This window comes from Pseudomonas sp. IT-P294, from assembly GCF_949767865.1.
Classification (GTDB): domain Bacteria; phylum Pseudomonadota; class Gammaproteobacteria; order Pseudomonadales; family Pseudomonadaceae; genus Aquipseudomonas.
Map to the genome: position 1 here is coordinate 644,551 of NZ_CATKQW010000011.1, position 15,677 is coordinate 660,227.

The 15,677-nt window shown below is 59.5% G+C and carries 17 protein-coding genes and 2 pseudogenes; 8 read left to right on the forward strand and 11 right to left on the reverse strand.

Annotated elements, in window-relative coordinates; genetic code table 11:
* Positions 1-21 precede the first annotated feature (21 nt).
* Positions 22-252: a hypothetical protein gene (locus ACM6I0_RS10290; protein ID WP_285434886.1), complete on the forward strand. Its 231-nt coding sequence runs from the start codon at positions 22-24 to the stop codon at positions 250-252.
* A gap of 135 nt (positions 253-387) precedes the next feature.
* Here ACM6I0_RS10290 and ACM6I0_RS10295 read toward each other — a convergent pair whose 3' ends face one another.
* A complete protein-coding gene (locus ACM6I0_RS10295; protein ID WP_414922203.1) occupies positions 388-1,326 on the reverse strand; it encodes a LysR family transcriptional regulator in 939 nt (312 codons plus the stop codon).
* Positions 1,327-1,445: 119 nt separating this feature from the next.
* On the opposite strand from ACM6I0_RS10295, the gene ACM6I0_RS10300 reads away from it, so the two are divergent.
* Entirely contained in the window at positions 1,446-1,673 is a 228-nt protein-coding gene (locus tag ACM6I0_RS10300) for a DUF2790 domain-containing protein (RefSeq protein WP_414922204.1), read from the forward strand.
* A gap of 21 nt (positions 1,674-1,694) precedes the next feature.
* Here the strand turns inward: ACM6I0_RS10300 and ACM6I0_RS10305 are convergent.
* The 4 genes and pseudogenes from ACM6I0_RS10305 to ACM6I0_RS10320 all read right to left on the reverse strand — a co-directional run.
* Positions 1,695-2,096: pseudogene (locus ACM6I0_RS10305) on the reverse strand (methyl-accepting chemotaxis protein); the annotation flags it as partial.
* 485 nt (positions 2,097-2,581) lie between these two features.
* Positions 2,582-3,850 (reverse strand): OprD family porin, encoded by a 1,269-nt coding sequence (locus tag ACM6I0_RS10310; protein ID WP_414922205.1) that lies wholly within the window; start codon positions 3,848-3,850, stop codon positions 2,582-2,584.
* 50 nt (positions 3,851-3,900) lie between these two features.
* A complete protein-coding gene (locus ACM6I0_RS10315; RefSeq protein WP_285434892.1) occupies positions 3,901-5,109 on the reverse strand; it encodes a benzoate/H(+) symporter BenE family transporter in 1,209 nt (402 codons plus the stop codon).
* Positions 5,110-5,128: 19 nt separating this feature from the next.
* Positions 5,129-6,472, reverse strand: a complete 1,344-nt coding sequence (locus tag ACM6I0_RS10320; protein WP_285434894.1) for an aromatic acid/H+ symport family MFS transporter — start codon at positions 6,470-6,472, stop codon at positions 5,129-5,131.
* Here ACM6I0_RS10320 and ACM6I0_RS10325 point away from each other — a divergent pair.
* Complete coding sequence (locus ACM6I0_RS10325) at positions 6,471-6,716, forward strand: hypothetical protein (protein WP_414922206.1); 246 nt, start codon at positions 6,471-6,473, stop codon at positions 6,714-6,716. The genes ACM6I0_RS10320 and ACM6I0_RS10325 overlap by 2 nt on opposite strands.
* A gap of 234 nt (positions 6,717-6,950) precedes the next feature.
* Here the strand turns inward: ACM6I0_RS10325 and ACM6I0_RS10330 are convergent, their stop codons facing one another.
* Positions 6,951-7,190, reverse strand: coding sequence for a DUF3079 domain-containing protein (locus ACM6I0_RS10330; protein ID WP_414922207.1), 240 nt, complete (start codon positions 7,188-7,190; stop codon positions 6,951-6,953).
* A gap of 150 nt (positions 7,191-7,340) precedes the next feature.
* Between ACM6I0_RS10330 and ACM6I0_RS10335 the strand changes: the two genes are divergently transcribed.
* From ACM6I0_RS10335 to ACM6I0_RS10355, 5 genes are all read left to right on the forward strand, one after another.
* Positions 7,341-7,679 (forward strand): hypothetical protein, encoded by a 339-nt coding sequence (locus tag ACM6I0_RS10335; protein ID WP_285434898.1) that lies wholly within the window; start codon positions 7,341-7,343, stop codon positions 7,677-7,679.
* 87 nt (positions 7,680-7,766) lie between these two features.
* Complete coding sequence (locus ACM6I0_RS10340; RefSeq protein ID WP_285434899.1) at positions 7,767-8,297, forward strand: iron transporter; 531 nt, start codon at positions 7,767-7,769, stop codon at positions 8,295-8,297.
* Positions 8,298-8,630, forward strand: a complete 333-nt coding sequence (locus tag ACM6I0_RS10345; protein ID WP_414922208.1) for a cupredoxin domain-containing protein — start codon at positions 8,298-8,300, stop codon at positions 8,628-8,630.
* 22 nt (positions 8,631-8,652) lie between these two features.
* Complete coding sequence (locus ACM6I0_RS10350; protein WP_285434903.1) at positions 8,653-9,507, forward strand: FTR1 family iron permease; 855 nt, start codon at positions 8,653-8,655, stop codon at positions 9,505-9,507.
* Positions 9,495-10,874: a 4Fe-4S binding protein gene (locus ACM6I0_RS10355; RefSeq protein WP_285434904.1), complete on the forward strand. Its 1,380-nt coding sequence runs from the start codon at positions 9,495-9,497 to the stop codon at positions 10,872-10,874. Before ACM6I0_RS10350 ends, ACM6I0_RS10355 begins: the two co-directional genes overlap by 13 nt.
* Positions 10,875-10,906: 32 nt before the next feature.
* On the opposite strand, the gene ACM6I0_RS10360 is transcribed toward ACM6I0_RS10355, so the two are convergent.
* From ACM6I0_RS10360 to ACM6I0_RS10380, 5 genes and pseudogenes are all read right to left on the reverse strand, one after another.
* Positions 10,907-11,968, reverse strand: coding sequence for a methyl-accepting chemotaxis protein (locus ACM6I0_RS10360; protein ID WP_414922539.1), 1,062 nt, complete (start codon positions 11,966-11,968; stop codon positions 10,907-10,909).
* Between the two features lie 30 nt (positions 11,969-11,998).
* A pseudogene (locus ACM6I0_RS10365) lies at positions 11,999-12,568 on the reverse strand (MCP four helix bundle domain-containing protein); the annotation flags it as partial.
* A gap of 51 nt (positions 12,569-12,619) precedes the next feature.
* Positions 12,620-13,315, reverse strand: coding sequence for an anaerobic ribonucleoside-triphosphate reductase activating protein (locus ACM6I0_RS10370; protein ID WP_285434906.1), 696 nt, complete (start codon positions 13,313-13,315; stop codon positions 12,620-12,622).
* Positions 13,312-13,479, reverse strand: a complete 168-nt coding sequence (gene nrdD, locus ACM6I0_RS10375) for an anaerobic ribonucleoside-triphosphate reductase (protein WP_216744469.1) — start codon at positions 13,477-13,479, stop codon at positions 13,312-13,314. Before nrdD ends, ACM6I0_RS10370 begins: the two co-directional genes overlap by 4 nt.
* Before the next feature lie 32 nt (positions 13,480-13,511).
* Positions 13,512-15,527: a ribonucleoside triphosphate reductase gene (locus ACM6I0_RS10380; RefSeq protein WP_285434907.1), complete on the reverse strand. Its 2,016-nt coding sequence runs from the start codon at positions 15,525-15,527 to the stop codon at positions 13,512-13,514.
* Positions 15,528-15,677 lie beyond the last annotated feature (150 nt).

The following is a 15,677-nucleotide window of genomic DNA, read 5'->3' on the forward strand; positions in this document are numbered from 1 at the left end:
AATGGCGCCGGTGAAGGCCTGGTGGATCTGGAAAGCCTGAAAGCCAAAGCCGAGAACACCGGTAAACGCATGAAGCTGGGCGAGATCGGCGTGTTGTTTCCGCGGCCGCATGCGGCTCGCTCAGCACTGCGCGCAAGCCCCCTATTACTTAGGCTTGCTATGCCCAGTCGCTGGAAATACAGATGTGCATTCATCTGCTGCGCCAGTATGTACGGTGTGACCTCAGAGATAGCGATCAAGCGTCTCGCCTGACAAACCTCCAACGCGACCCGCTTCAGCAATACATCAATTCACGCCTGTCCTGCCCGATTTCGCTCAAGGACATTGCCGCCACCGTTGACCTGAGCCCGTCGTATTTTGTACGGGTGTTCGTGGAGCAAACTGGCGCTAGCCCACTCCCCAATACCGAACATCATTCGCTATCACCTCATGTCCGGAAAAAAGCCCGGGCAGCTCTGCCTTGAGAAAGTCCACCCATGTCCTCACCTTGGCATCCAGAAAACGTTTGGAAGGATAGAGTGCATAGACGTTCCGCTCCCTGAGCCGGTGATCGCCCAGCAGGCGCAGCAATGTGCCCTCGCGCAGCGACCGGGTTGCGGTGTAGAACGGCAGCAGGCTGATGCCCATCCCGGCCTCCGACGCATTGACCATCGCCTCGGGAACGTTACTCTGGAAGGTCTTGCCGGGCACCACTGAATGCTCGCCCTGCTCGTTACGAAAGACCCACTCATCGCCGTACAACGGATCGAGCATGCGCAGGCAGCTATGGTCATTCAGTTGTTCGGGATGGCTGGGCAGGCCCCGACGCGCAATGTACGCAGGCGATGCGCAAGGCATGCTGAAGATGCGCCCTACCGCTTGGGCAACCAATTGTGAATCCGCCAATTCCTGGGCAATGCAAATGACCACGTCGTGCCCGTCTTCAAGGGGGTCGGGGTTGCGTTGCGACAAGGTCAGCTCAACCACAACGTCCGGATAGAGCTCGCAGTAGCGGGCAATGAGCGGTGTCATCAGCACCCCCAGTCCGGTCAAACAGTGCAGACGCAACCGGCCATTGGGCTCCAGGTGAGCGCCACGCGCTTCTGCGGTGGCCTCGGCCATGTCGTCCAGTATTTGCCGCGCCCGCAACAGGAAACGTTCCCCAGCTTCGGTCAGGCTCAAACGACGGGTGGTGCGCTGCAGCAGACGTGCCTGCACGTGCTGCTCAAGATCGGCCACCAGCCGGGACACTTGCGCCGTGGAAAAGTCCAGCGCCTGTGCGGCGGTAGTAAAGCTGCCTGCGTCGGCTACACGCACAAATACCCGCAGGCTGTTAAGCAAGTCCATGAATCCTCCAACGGCAACGACTGTTGCATCTGACGTAACGCTGCATCAAGCACCGCCCTCTTTATCCATATCTGTAGAAGAATAGAATTGACTCATCGAAACACGACGGAGAAAAAACCATGAAAACCTTATTGAGCGTACTGTTGGCCCTGACCACAACCGCCGTTATGGCCGCCGAAAGCACCCCGACCACAACACCTTCAACCCTGGATATCGCGAAAGTCATCTCGGTAACTGATACCTCGACCGCCTGCGAGGTTGTCCCGGCGACCATGGTTTACATCGACCATCAAGGTGAAACCCACAAGTTTTCCTACCAGGTGATGGGCAGTTGCTCGGGCGTTTGAGAGACAGCAAAAACACCTTTTTCAAACCGCTATCCGGGTTGCCTCAAGTGCCAACTCGTGCAAACTGGCCAAACGCTGCATGACGCGTTCAACCACTTCCAGTCTGGCGACCGCGCCACTGCGTAACTCCCCCATCGACTGCAACGCGACCTCGGTCTTGTCCAGGCCCGAACGCGTCGAAACGGTAAGCTGTTCAAGGCCCTGACGGGCATCCTGTGCTGACTTCTCCAGGCCTGTGGCGATCTGCCGGATCTGCGCACTGGAGTCCGCTGCCTGACGCGACAGATTGCGCACCTCGTCCGCCACTACAGCAAAACCTCGGCCATGATCACCGGCCCGCGCGGCCTCGATCGCGGCATTGAGCGCCAGCAGGTTGGTCTGCCGGGCGATGTCCTGAATGCTGCCGACAATCGCACCGATACGAACCGACTGGCTGCCCAGCTCATCGAACACCTGATCCAGACGCTGCAGGTACTGATCAAGATCCCCCAACACGGCAGCCGAAGACTGCATGCTCGCAGCACTTGCCTGTACCCGTTCGCCCGCGCCACGCGCCAACTGGTTGGCAAAGCGCATGTCCTCTTCAGTTTGCTGCACCACTTCAGTCAGGTGTTCAAGTGCCACCTTTACTTCAGCGCCCGGCCAAGCGGGCTCGACCACGGGCAATGACGGTAGCGGGACCGGCGCACCGGACACCACGAGATCCGGCTCCCGCTCCACGAGCACTTCAATCACCCGCACTGGCTGACGATGAAAAAGCACCGCTGCCGCCAGCAGCAACAGGTTGATGATGCCGGCATACATCAGGTGCATGCCGTTACCGGCAGCGAGCAGCACCACAGCGCTGCCAGCTGCAAACAGGGTCAATCGCGCCCAGACTTTATTGCTCATGCTCGCCTCCAGGTCATTCACAGCAACGTCCAGGTGTAACTCAGGATCAGCCGGTTCTCATCGATATCGGTGCGGTAATTGGAGCGCGCCATGGCATTGCGAACTCGAACGCCAAGCCCTGCGAAGGTGCCGCTCTGCACGACGTAACCGAGGTCAAGGTCGCGCTCGCGGTCCTTGCCTTCAAAGCCCTTGCCGGTGTCTACGTTGTTGCCGGTGATGTAGCGCACGGTACTGGTCAGGCCCGGCACGCCGAGGGCGGCGAAGTCAAAGTCGTAACGCGCCTGCCACGAGCGCTCGTCGGTGGAGGCGAACTCATAGGTTGGCACTTCGTTGCCCAGCGGCGAGATGTTGGCAAATACCCGAGGAAAGGCGCTTTCACCGTACATGCCCTGGTAGCCGACGTAGAAGGTATGGCCGCCGTACTTGGCCGACAACAGGGAGAAGAACGCCTGGTTGTCGATATTGCCCAACAGCTTCTTGCCATCCTCCCTGGCATCGAAATAGCCGAGGTTGGCGCCCAGGGTCCAACTGCCCAGGGGCTGGCTGTGTTTCAGGCCAAGGAAGCCTTGCTGGTAGATGTCTTCCAGTTGCCCGTACCAGGCACTGACGCTGGTGTGTTTGTCGTTGAAGGCGTAATCGCCGCCACCATAATTGAAGGCGTCACTGCTGGCCTGACGCTGAGGCAAGTAGCCGAGCATCGCCTGCATCTTCTCGTCGCCGGCCTCGTTGCGCAGGTGAGTGGAGCTCAGATGACCGCCTTGCAACGTAAGGCCATTGATCTCACCGGATGTGATGCTCGCCCCCTGGTAGCTGGGCGGCAGCAGGCGGATGTCACTGAAATACAGCACTGGCAAGTTGGGTTGTAGCTCGCCAACGCGCAGTTCGGTCTTCGAGTAACGCAGCTTCAGCGTGCCTTCCAGACGGCTGTAGTCATCGGCCGCGCGGCCATCGCTGTGCACCGGCAACAGGCCGGTGTTGACCCGGTCCGGACTGCTGTCGAGCTTGAGCCCGAGAAGGCCGATGACATCGACGCCAACACCGATCGGTCCTTGGGTGTAGCCGGACTTGGCATTGAGGATAAAACCCTGGGCCCATTCCTCCGCCTTCGACTGCCGGTTGGCGCCGACAATGTCCGAGTAGTCCCGACTGAAGTAGTAATTGCGTGCCTGCAAGGTGGCGGTGGCACCCTCGATAAATCCGCCCTCGGCGGCCATCAGTTGGCTTGAACACCCCAAGGCGACAGCCGTGGACAATAACGTACGAGTTGTATGAATGGTTTGCTTCATCGGTGTGCTCTTATTGTTGTTATGAATAGGTAAGGCGTGGCGAATACAAATCAGCGCGCCACCTCGCTGGTGCTGCTGGAGGATGCAAGGGGGGAGCGCCGCGTACTCGACAGCAGGTGCGCGGCCATGCCGAAAATCAGCCCCCAGAACGCGGCGGACAAACCAAACAGCGACATGCCCGAGGCGGTAGTCAGGAACGTCACCAGCGCCGCTTCGCGGTCATTGGGTACGGCCATGGCATTGGTCAGGGCTCCGGCAATTGCAGCGAACAGAGCCAGGCCCGCCAGGGCGGCGATCAGTTCTTTGGGGAAGGCGGCAAACAACGACACGAGAGTCGCACCAAAGATGCCCAAGACCAGGTAACAAAGGCCGCCGACCACACCGGCGACATAGCGTTTGCCCGGGTCTTCATGGGCCTCGCGGCCAGTGCAGATGGCGGCAGTGATCGCCGCCAGGTTGAGGCCGTGGCAGCCAAACGGCGCCAATAGCGCCGTGCCCAGCGCGCTGCTGGCGATGATAGGGCTGGCCGGCGTGGCGTAACCCGAGGCGCGCAACACCGCCATACCCGGAACAAACTGCCCGGTCAGGGCCACCATCACCAGTGGCAAGGCAACGTTCAAGGTTGCACCAAGGCTGAATTGCGGGCTGACCCAAACCGGCGTTGCCAAGCCAATTACCAGCGCTTCGCGGTGCAATTGGCCGGTCAACATGGCGATGACACAGCCCACCACCAGTACCGCCATCACCGCGTAACGCGGCATCAGCCGTTTGCACACCAGGTAGGTGGCGAACATTGCCAGCACCAACCCGGGTTTGCCTTGCAATGACACGAACAGCCCAGTGCCAAAACGCAACAGAATCCCCGCTAGCATTGCCGCCGCGATGGCCCCGGGCAGCTTGCTGATAACACGGTCGAAGGCGCCCGAGATGCCGACCAGGAAGATAATCACACTGCTCAACAGATAGGCGCCGACAGCCTCGTTCATCGAGATGCCCGGCAGCAACGCCACCAGCAGCGCCGAGCCGGGTGCCGACCATGCAATGATGATCGGCACGCGGTAACGCAGGCTCAGGCCGATACCCAGCAGCGCACTGCCAATGGAGATCGCCCAGACCCAGGACGACAGCAGTTCGCGAGACAGATGCGCGGCGTCCGCCGCCTGGAAAATAATCACCAAGGGCCCAGCATAGGAGATTATCGTGGCAATAAAGCCTGCAACCGCAGCAGACAGCGAAAAGTCGCGCATCAAGTCTTTCATCAAACAGCTCCTTGCAGACTCAGGCCTTGGCCGCCGACAGCGGCGCGGTAACGCTGGCGGCGTTTCGCTCACTGCTGATGGCATAGAAGGTCATGGCGAGGGCGGCTACCGCACCCGGCAGAGCGAATGCCATGAAGTTGAGTTGCAACGGCAAACTGATTCCCAGCAACGCGCCGCCCAACAACGGGCCGACAATCGCACCGTTACGACCGATCCCCGACGCCCAGCCAAGCCCCGTGGAGCGAATGGCCATGGAGTAGAACTGCGCGGCACAGGCATACAACAGGATTTGCGAACCGATGGTGGTAGCGCCAGCGATAGCGATCAGCAGGTACAACACAGGGGGCGGACTCTTGAAGCCGAGCAAGGTGATTGACACCGCGGCAATGGCGAAGAACACCGCCAGAACCCTTGGAAGGTTGAGCTTGTCGCCCAATACGCCACCGCCGACCGCACCGAAAATCGCGCCGAAGTTCAACACCAGCAAGAAGGACAGGCTTGAACCCAGGCTATAGCCGGCGTTGGCCATGAGTTTCGGCAGCCAGGAACTCAGGGCGTAGACCATCAACAAGCAGCAGAAAAACGCCAGCCAAAGCATCAGCGTGCGCAAGGCTCGGCCTTCGCGAAACAGCTGCAGTACCGGCGTGCCGGTGCCCTTCACTTCCGCCATGAGCAAGGTATCGCTGGCCTGGGCAACATAGGCCGGATCAACGCGCTGCAAGACAGCACGCGCTTGCTCGTTGCGGCCTTGGCGCAGCATGAAACCCACCGATTCTGGCAGGAAGTACATGATCAACGGCAGCAGCAATAACGGCAGCCCCGCCACATAGAACACTGCCTGCCAACCGAAGCTGGGAATAAGCACGATGCCCAGGCCCGCCGAGAGCATGCCGCCCACCGAATAACCGCTGAACATGATGGCGACCAGAGTGCTACGAATTTTCTTCGGCGCGTATTCGTTCATCAGCGCCACCACGTTGGGCATTACGCCGCCGATGCCAAGGCCGGCAATAAACCGGCAGATGCCAAAGGTCGTGGGGCTCGTGGCAAAGCCGTTGAGCACGGTGAAACCGCTGAAGAGCATCACGCAAAGGGTGATGGTTTTCTTGCGCCCGATCTTGTCCGACAGCGGGCCGAAAAACAGCGCACCGAACATCATGCCAAACAGCGCATAACTGCCCAGTGCCCCAGCCTCCAACGGGCTCAGGCCCCACTCTTTCATCAGCGTCGGCAAGACCACCCCGTAGATCACCAGGTCGTAGCCGTCGAAGATGATGATCAGGGCGCACCAGAACAACACCATCCAGTGAAAGCGGTTGAAGCGAGCGTTGTCGATAACCTCGTGTACATCGATTTTTCGCATGACATCGGTCTCTTGTTGTTATTTTTTATTGTTCGTTCAGGCGTATCAGCGGGATGCCGCAGGCGGTACACGCAACGCTCCGCCGATGGCGGCGGCATTGTTACGTGCCATGCACAGGACTGTTACGCAGGATGCAAATGAAGGGTATTGGGACCGGCAGAATGGCAATATCCGCTTTGCGCAGATCGCTATCCGTTTTGTGCAGAAGGGGGATATCGGAGTGTTGTTGCTTACCGAGAACTGAAACTGATCGGCGTGTTCAACCACGCCAGCTCATTTTTCGAGCCGGCGCTCAGAGGCGTTTGCCCTGCGGCGAACCACTGACTTGAATTCGGCTTCGTCACGCGTCGGCTACATTCGACGCATCATTTTTACGACTAGAACATTTCATTCACGGGTCTGAAACTCATGGGGTGACTCCACCATCAATGCACCTCATCGTCGGCGTGCACGCCAACTGCACCGGACTGGCAACCCGCTACTCGCTCTGACTGCCAGTCCAGGTGTCCGCTACGTCATCTGTCGGCTTGTCAGTAGTGATGAGCTTCTCGATGCCCCAGTCACCAGGCAGATGCCAATCCTCGCCGAAAAGTTCGGCCGGATGCATCGTACGGTCGGAGCCATTGCCGCAGGCCAGGGACTTCGCCGGGCAATACCGGTCGCATCCCCAACAGATCCGTTCGGGGTGCTTGGGGTTTATTGGGAAGTTCTTGGCCATGCCGATCTCCGGTCATTGGGAGGCGTTCTTCCAACCTACAGCCCTTACGCAAGGTCAGCCTTGATGCACATCAAGAATCGACGGTTGCGCTCACCTCCTCAGCAATCCTGGGACTAAGCTGACACCTCAATAGACTTGGAGACATCTCTCATGCTCAATAGAAACCCTTTCCCAAGCAGCCTATCGACGTGGGACGGTCAGGGCGCCGCAACATCCCTCGATGACGAAGCGTTTACCGCTCCGCCCGCCATGACGAACGCCGAACTGGTTCACCTGCGTGTCCGGGTGATTGCCCTGGAGAACCTGGTTATTGCCCTGCTGGCCGAAGGCACGGCACATCAGCTCGCCGTTGCTCGGGAGATGGCCACCTACATTTCCCCCAGACCCGGTTTTACCCAGCATCCGCTGACCATTCACGCAGCCGAACAGATGACCCACAGTGTCGAGCGCGCCCAGCGATTTCGCCAGCGTGACGAGCCACCGGTTTAATTGCTCGAAACTTGATAATAATCATTATTGTTTGCAGTAAAGCTTCCTAGACTCTGGCTCCTACTCGCCAATGCCCAGGAAGACATCATGCGTATCCCCTGTTCGCTGTCGCTTGCCCTGCTTTTGCTTACACCGCTGGCTCACGCCAAGGAATACCCAATCGGTGAACCACAGTTGTGCCCCGGGTTGGAAGTCGGGGCGGTGTACTTGCAGCCAATCGAGATGGAGCCTGCCGGAATGATGCGGGCCACCGCAGATTCCGATGTGCATCTGGAAGCCGACATTCGCGCCACGGCGGACAATCGACAGGGCTTTCAGGAAGGCAGTTTTGTGCCCTATCTCAGTGTCTCGTTCCAGCTGAAAAAACAGGGCAACGAGAACGAGCTCAAAGGCGATTTCCACGCCATGGTCGCCAATGACGGCCCGCACTATGGCGACAACGTAAAGCTGCTCGGTCCAGGCAAATATCAACTGACCTTCACCGTCCTGCCACCCGGCGGTCATGGATCCCTTGGCCGCCATACCGATAAGGAAACCGGCGTAGCGCCATGGTTTGAACGTTGCGAATTGCACTATGAGTTTGTCTACGCCGGTATCGGTAAAAAAGGCGGTTATTAAATGAAGCGCCTGCACATTGCCTGGCTGGTATTTGCCGGAGCAGTGTTGCCATTGACGGTTTATGCCGAGTTGCCCAGCTACGAGCTGAGCTTGCGCGATGGCCACTTCACGCCGGCCGTACTGGAGGTACCGGCCGGACAGCGCTTCAAGATCATCCTGAAAAATATCGGTCAAGGGCCAGCAGAGTTCGAGAGCACGCCATTGCGGGTTGAAAAAGTACTGTCGCCGGGAGTGACGACTTTCGTCGTCATACACCCCCTCGGGCCTGGCCACTACCCCTTCTTCGACGAGTTCAATCCGCAACTGCCCGAGGGCGGCATCCTCGCGAAATAGCCCGTTCAAACACGGAGTTCCCATGAATCAATCAATGTTCATTGTCTGGCGCGAAAGCGTCGAGGCGCTGCTGGTGATCGGCATTCTCCAGGCCTGGGTCAGCCAGCAGCCCAAGGGTGATCGACTGGCGAAATACTTGTGGGTAGGTGTGGTGCTGGGGTTGATGCTTTCGGGCCTGCTGGCAGTGTTGATTCTGTTTGCCGGTGAGGCTATGAGCGGCTCAGCCAGTGAATGGTTCCAGGCTGCACTGGCGCTAGTTGCCAGCCTGTTGATGGTGCAAATGGTCGGCTGGATGAATCGCCACGGACGCACGCTCAAACAGGATTTGCAACGCCACGCCGACAGCCATCTGGCCCGACAAGGCGGCTTGGGCCTGTTGCTGCTGGCCATGCTCGCCGTCAGCCGCGAAGGCAGTGAAACGGTGGTCTTTCTCTATGGCGCCGGGGCGCGTTTACGCGGGCCGCAACTCGGTTTGTTTACCATCGGCGGCGCAATGGGACTGGCGCTGTCGGCGCTGACCATTGCCCTGCTGCACAGCAGTCGCCGGTTCATTTCGTGGCAGCGATTCTTTGCCATCAGCGAAGCTGTTTTACTGCTACTCGGCGCGGCATTGCTGGTCAGCGGCACCGAGCGAATTGGCGGTCAATTACTCGCCATGGATTTACCGCAGGTGATGTACAGCCTCGTGGGTGATGCGCTTTGGGACAGCAGTGCCTTGCTCAGCGACAGCCATGGACTGGGTAGTTTTCTCGCAGGTTTTGCCGGCTATCGCGCGACGCCCAGCGGCTTGACGTTACTGGTGCTGGCCGGTTATTGGCTGACCGTCGGCGGTTGGCTGCATCAACGGGCTGCGGAAAAAGTCCCATGCCTGAGCTGAGTCGACACAATCGTTTACTCCAGCGACTGGGCGACGGCATGCGTCGCCATGCGCCCGTCATTCGTGCCGTGCAGTGGGCCGTTGTACTGTTCTATGCCTTGCTGTTGGTGTTACCGGCGCTGTTGCCGCTGCCGGACAGCCAGGCACGGATGCTCGATAACCTGACCATGCTCGCGCAGTTTTTGTTCTGGGGAATCTGGTGGCCGTTCGTGCTGCTGTCGATGGTGATGTTCGGCCGCCTCTGGTGTGGCGTACTGTGCCCGGAAGGTTCGCTCAGCGAATGGGCCAGCCATTATGGCCGAGGCATGGGTGTGCCGCGCTGGCTGCGCTGGGGCGGCTGGCCGACGTTGGCGTTCTGCCTGACGACCCTCTACGGCCAGTTGATCAGCGTCTACGACTACGCCCAGGCGGCGCTGCTGATTCTGGGCGGCTCGACCGTCGCCGCAGTCGTCGTCGGGTTCATGTTTGCCCGGGGCAAGCGGGTCTGGTGCCGTTACTTGTGCCCGGTCAGCGGCGTGTTCGCCCTGCTCGCCCGCCTGGCGCCCGTGCATTTTCAGGTCGATGAACAACGCTGGATGGAAAATGCCGCGCCGCGCCTGCCGCCGCCCAACTGCGCGCCCTTGCTCGATATCCGGCGTATGCGAGGCGCCAGTGACTGCCACGCCTGCGGACGCTGCAGCGGACAACGCGGCGCTGTTCAGTTGATCGCCCGCTCCAGCAACCAAGAGATTGTTCACGCCACGGCGCAGACGCTGTCACCGTGGGACGCGCGCTTACTGCTGTTCGGTGTGATCGGCCTGGCCATGGGCGCATTCCAGTGGACGGTCAGCCCCTGGTTCATCGCCCTCAAGCAAACTTTCGCCCAATGGCTGGTCGAGCACGACCAACTCTGGGCCCTGCAGGACAACGCGCCGTGGTGGCTGCTGACCCATTACCCGCAGCTCAACGACAGCTTCAGCTGGCTCGACGGTTTCAGCATCGTTGTTTACTTGAGTTTGAGTTCGCTGGTGTTCGGCACCGTGTTGATGACTCTCCTGCGCCTGGCAGCTCGACTGGCACAAGATCGCGCACTGTATTGGCCCCTGGCGCTGACACTCACGCCCCTGGGTGGTGCGGGGTTGTTTCTCGGGCTGTCGGCCACGACGGTAAAACTGCTGCGCTACGAAGGTCTGCTGCTGGAGTGGGTCCAACCAGTCAGAGCTTGTTTGTTAGTGGCCGCGATGGGCTGGAGCCTGCTGCTGGGCTGGAAACGCCTTAACCGCGAAGACCTTTCCCTGGCCCGGCGCGGCTTTGCCAGCGCTTGCCAGTTACTGGCCATCGGGACGGTTGGATGTGGCTGGTGGTTGCAATTCTGGGGCTGGGCCTGAGCCTCCTGAGTCACCACCACCCACCTTATTCACTAGACCTTAAAGCGAGCCACGGTCTGGTGCAGCGCACCGGCCATCTGCGCCAAATCGTGACCTGCGGTGTGGGTATGCTGAGCACCGAGCAAGACCTGCTCGGACAAGTTACGAATCCCCATCAGATTGCGATCCACCTCCCGCGCCACCAACGCCTGCTCTTCCGTGGCACTGGCAATCATCAGGTTGCGCTCGTTGATCTGCGAGATTGAGCGTGTGATCTCATCCAGCGCATCACCCGAGCGTTGCGCCACTTCCAGGGTAGCCCGCACCAGGTTGCTGCTGCTTTGCATGGCGGTCACCGCATGGCCGGTATCCAGGCGAATGTTGCCAATCATCTGCTCGATTTCCTGGGTGGACTCCTGGGTGCGATGCGCCAGGGCGCGCACTTCATCGGCGACCACGGCAAAACCGCGCCCGGCATACCCCGCCCGCGCTGCTTCAATGGCCGCGTTTAGGGCCAGCAAATTGGTCTGCTCGGCGATGCTACGAATCACGTCCAGCACCTTGCTGATGTCCTGCACCCGTCCCGCCAGTTGCTCGATGCGTTGTGCGGTGTCGGTGACGCCATCGGCCAGTGCGCCAATTGAAACCACGGTTTCCTGAACCTGTTCGCGCCCGCGCTGTGCGGTTTGCTCGGACTGCCGCGAGGCCTCGGAGGTGCTCACCGCATTGCGCGCCACTTCATCGACCGCAGCGGTCATCTGGTTCACCGCGGTGGCCGCCTGCTCGATCTCCAGCCCCTGCAATTGCAGGTTGCTGCTGGTCTGGCTGCTGACCGCACTCAGCTCTTCGGAGGAACTGGCCACCTGGTCCACTGAGGTCGCGATGTGCCTGACCATGGCATTCAGACTTTGCTGCATCTGATGCATGTTCATCATCACGCTGTCGCCGACACTAGAGTTCACGGGCACCTGAATCGTCAGGTCGCCCTGAGCGATCTGACTCAAAAACCGTGCGGCATCATCCGGCTCGCCACCCAGTGGACGGGTCACACTGCGCGTGACGATCACCGCTGCAGCGATGACCAGCGCCACACAGAACAAAAACAACCCGAGCATGTTGCGCCGGGCATCGCCGTACAGTGCCTGCGCCGACTGTTCACGGTCGGCGAATATTTTGCCCTGCAGCGCCATCAACTGATCCAGGCTGCCATAAACCTCGCGTTCGGCCGGCACGACCTTTTGTTTCAGCTGTGCCATGGCGTCATCGAAGGCCCCTTGCCGGATCAACACCTGCACTTGAGTGAACGCCGCAACGTAGGCTTCGCGATTCTTTTTCAGCGCGGCGTAAGCGGCTTTACCCTCGGGCAAATAGAACAACGGTTCAAGCGTTTCGAGTGCCTGAGTGATCTGTTTCTTGGTGGTGTCAATTGACTGCTGCACTTGCTGATTGTCTTTGTCGATCAGTAGATCCCGTGTGTTCCTGGCGTTATCGCGCACGCCGGTGGCAATGACCATGATCGGATCGATCTTCGGCCAGTCCTGCTTGACGATCACCACCGCCTGCTCCTTGAGCGTTGCCAGATCGTGTAACGCGTAAAACGCCATGCCCATCAGCGCCAGCGGCGCGATGGCAAAGCCAATGACGATACGTTGTGCCGTCGTTAATTTGGCCATATCAAATGCTCCCCGTTTGATACCTGCCGATTGGCAGCGCATTTGAAAACCTAATGATGGATGTTCCTGTTAAACGTTTAACCTCAGCCTCGGTTACCCCCGTAACACGAAGGCTGGAAACAACTCGCGCAGGGCCTCCCATAAGTCAGGTAGCAAGGCTTGTGCCGAAATGCTCGGCAGCTGCGGATCGAACATCCGCTCGGTGCGAACCAGTTGCACGGCGAAGCGCTTGACGCCGAGTTCGCTCAAACGCTTGGCGAGGATCAGCAGGCGCGCCGGCTCGAACAGATGCCAGTGCACGGTGGTGCGACATTCGTAGTCGACACCGCTGCCCAACAGATGCTCAAGGCTGCGCCAATTCGCCGTTCCGCTGCCCTCGACCCGGGTGATGACCTGGCAATCCTCGGGTAATGCCTTGACATCGAAACCGACCCAATCGGCCCCGGTTAGTGCCTTGGCGAACGCCGCAGGTTTGATGCCGGCGCTGTGCAAACCGATGCGAAATCCCATCGCCCGCACTTCATCCATGGCGTCGAGCAAACCGTCCTGCAAGGTGGGCTCGCCGCCACTGAACACCACCGCATCGAGCAAGTCCTGGCGCCGTTGTAGAAATGCCAACACCCGCCGCCAATCCACTTCGTCTGTGCCACGAGGCGGAATCAGCTGCGGGTTATGGCAGTAACGACAACGCCAGGCGCATCCCTGGCAAAACAACACGCAGGCGAGCTGTCCCGGATAGTCGATAGTGGTCAGGGGCACCATGCCCCCGACCCGAAGCGTTCGACTCATTGGCGCCCGGCCAGCGCTGCGCTTTCAGTGAAGTGCACCCGCTCGCGGTGCTCCGACTGTTTGCCCGGATTGAACGCCGACACAGGGCGGTGATAGCCCATCACCCGGGTCCAGACTTCGCAGCGTTGACGTTGAGCCTGGGGCAATATTTGCGATGCAGTCATGGTGTAGCTCCTTGCAGTTGAGTGGATCGAAATCAATGAACGGTGCCGAGCTTCTGTTCTTGAAGCAGCAGTGCTTCGTCGCACTTGGGGCAGAACTCATGCTCGCCATCGAGGTAGCCGTGCACTGGGCAGATGGAGAATGTCGGGGTCACGGTCAGGTACGGCAGGCGAAAGCGGCTTAGGGCTTTGCGCACCAGTTGCTTGCACGCCTCGGTCGAAGAAATCCGTTCGGCCATGTACAGGTGCAAGACCGTGCCGCCGGTGTATTTGCACTGCAGCTCGTCTTGGAGTTCCAGCGCCTCGAAAGGGTCTTCGGTGTAGCCCACGGGCAGTTGCGAGGAGTTGGTGTAATACGGCGCCTGCGTGCTGCCGGCCTGGAGAATATCGGGATAGCGCTTGAGGTCTTCCTTGGCGAAACGGTAGGTCGTGCCCTCGGCGGGCGTCGCTTCCAGGTTGTACATGTGGCCGGTTTCCTCCTGGAAACGCAGCAACGTGGCGCGCACATGATCGAGCATCTTCAGGGCAAACTGCCGGCCGTACTCGGTGTGCATGCCCTCCTCGTCGCCGGAAAAATTGCGCAGCATTTCATGCATGCCATTGAGGCCGATGGTCGAGAAGTGGTTACGCAGGGTCCCGAGGTAGCGCTTGGTGTACGGGTACAAACCGGCATCCATGTGGTGCTGGATCACCTTGCGCTTGACCTCCAGGCTCTCCATCGCCAGCTCCATCAGCGTGTCCAGGCGCTTGAGCAGACCACTGGTATCGCCCTTGAACACATAGCCCAGACGGGCACAGTTGATGGTCACTACACCAAGCGATCCGGTTTGCTCCGCCGAGCCAAACAAACCGCCACCCCGCTTGAGCAACTCGCGGACATCCAGCTGCAATCGGCAGCACATGGAACGCACCTGATTGGGTTGCAGATCGGAATTGAGGAAGTTCTGGAAATACGGCAGGCCGTAACGCGCGGTCATCTCGAACAGCCGGTCGGCGTTTTCACTGTCCCACGGAAAGTCATGGGTGATGTTGTAGGTCGGGATCGGAAAGGTGAACACCCGCCCTTTTGCATCGCCGGCCTGCATTACCTCGATGTAGGCACGATTGAGCAAATCCATTTCGACTTGCAGGTCGCCATAGGCAAACGGCATTTCCTCACCACCGATGACGGGTATCTGCTCACGCAAATCCTGCGGGCAAACCCAGTCGAAGGTCAGATTGGTGAAAGGCGTCTGTGTGCCCCAGCGCGACGGTACGTTGAGGTTGTAGATGAACTCCTGGATCGCCTGGCGCACCTCCTGAAAACTCAGCTGGTCCTTGCGCACATAGGGCGCGAGGTAGGTGTCGAACGAGCTGAACGCCTGGGCGCCGGCCCATTCGTTTTGCAGGGTGCCGAGGAAATTGACCATCTGCCCCAGGGCACTGCTCAAGTGCTTCGGCGGACCGGCTTCGACTCGCCCTGGCACACCGTTGAGCCCTTCGTGCAACAGGGTGCGCAGCGACCAACCGGCGCAGTAACCGGCGAGCATGTCGAGGTCGTGCACATGCAAGTCCGCCTCGCGGTGGGCCTGGCCGATAGCTTCGCTGTACACCTCGTCCAGCCAGTAGTTGGCGGTGACCTTACCCGACACGTTCAACACCAGACCGCCCAGTGAATAACCCTGATTGGCGTTGGCCTGAACCCGCCAGTCTTCTCGATCCAGGTATTCGTTCATCGAGGTCGCCACTTCGACCATGGTCCGGCGGTCGCGGCGCAAACGCCCGTGCTGTTCGCGATAGACGATATAAGCACGCATGGCGAGGAAAAAACCGGCGTCCATCAGTACCCGTTCAACACGGTCCTGGATTTGCTCGACATGCAGCCTCGGCACCCCTTCGAGCCTTGCCAATACCGCGTTAAGCAAGGCTTCAACCTCAACCTCGCGGTACTCCCCCGTCGCCTTGCCGGCGGCGATCAATGCCTGACGGATTTTGTCGGCATCGAAGGCGACCTGACTGCCATCGCGTTTGTGCAAGCGGTTACTTCCTACGGCGATCAGCGTGCTCTGCATTTTGCCTCCAGACACTACATATAGACTTAATAAAACTTAAAACCACAATATGCAGTGAAGACTACGGACAAAGTGCTGATCTGCAATTGATCGACATCAAGATTTTCGGGTGAAAGAAACGCCCGAATGCAGGGTGGATAAAAAACACTT